Origin of the sequence: Rhizobium ruizarguesonis (assembly GCF_012349115.1) — a bacterium.
Classification (GTDB): domain Bacteria; phylum Pseudomonadota; class Alphaproteobacteria; order Rhizobiales; family Rhizobiaceae; genus Rhizobium; species Rhizobium ruizarguesonis.
In genome coordinates this window covers 1-566 of the sequence record NZ_PQIG01000034.1, presented here as the reverse complement: position 1 = coordinate 566, position 566 = coordinate 1, and the positions used below count along the sequence as shown (strand labels likewise).

The following is a 566-nucleotide window of genomic DNA, read 5'->3' as shown; positions in this document are numbered from 1 at the left end:
CTTGCATGTTCAATTTGCACTGATTGTTGGATGATCTGTGCGCACTCCGGCGGATGGCCATCCGCCGGAGTGCGGACGGCCGGGACCGCAGGCCCCTTGGCTTGAACCGGGGATGAGATTGGTCCGGCCGTCCTCGCGTTTGTCCTGAACAGATGATGGGGAGCAAGTCCCGCATGCAAGGCAAGGTTTCGTTCGAAGAAGACGCGATGCCGGTAGTTTATGCCGGTGTGGACGTGAGTAAAGAGTGGCTCGATATTCATCTGCATCCGCTGGGCGAAAGCCGGCGGTTTAGCAATGACAAGACCGGCATCCGCCAGCTGAAACGGCTGCTGGCCAGGCATCGGCCCAAAAGCATCGTGATGGAGGCAACCGGCAAGTTCCATCGCCCCGCCCATCGCTCGCTTTGGCTCGATGGCTTTGCCGTCGCCGTGGTCGATCCGCTGCGCGCCCGCATGTTTGCCCGCGCCTGCGGCTATCTCGCCAAGACTGACCGTCTCGATGCCCGTTTCCTGGCGCTCCTGGCCGAGAGCCTGCGCCCGCCGGCCGACACGCCGCCAAGTCCTCAC

1 protein-coding gene is annotated in these 566 nt (G+C 62.7%); it reads left to right on the top strand.

What is annotated here, in order from left to right:
* Positions 1-173 precede the first annotated feature (173 nt).
* A partial coding sequence (locus C3Y91_RS04375; protein WP_168575079.1) for an IS110 family transposase occupies positions 174-566 on the top strand: 393 nt, incomplete at its 3' end.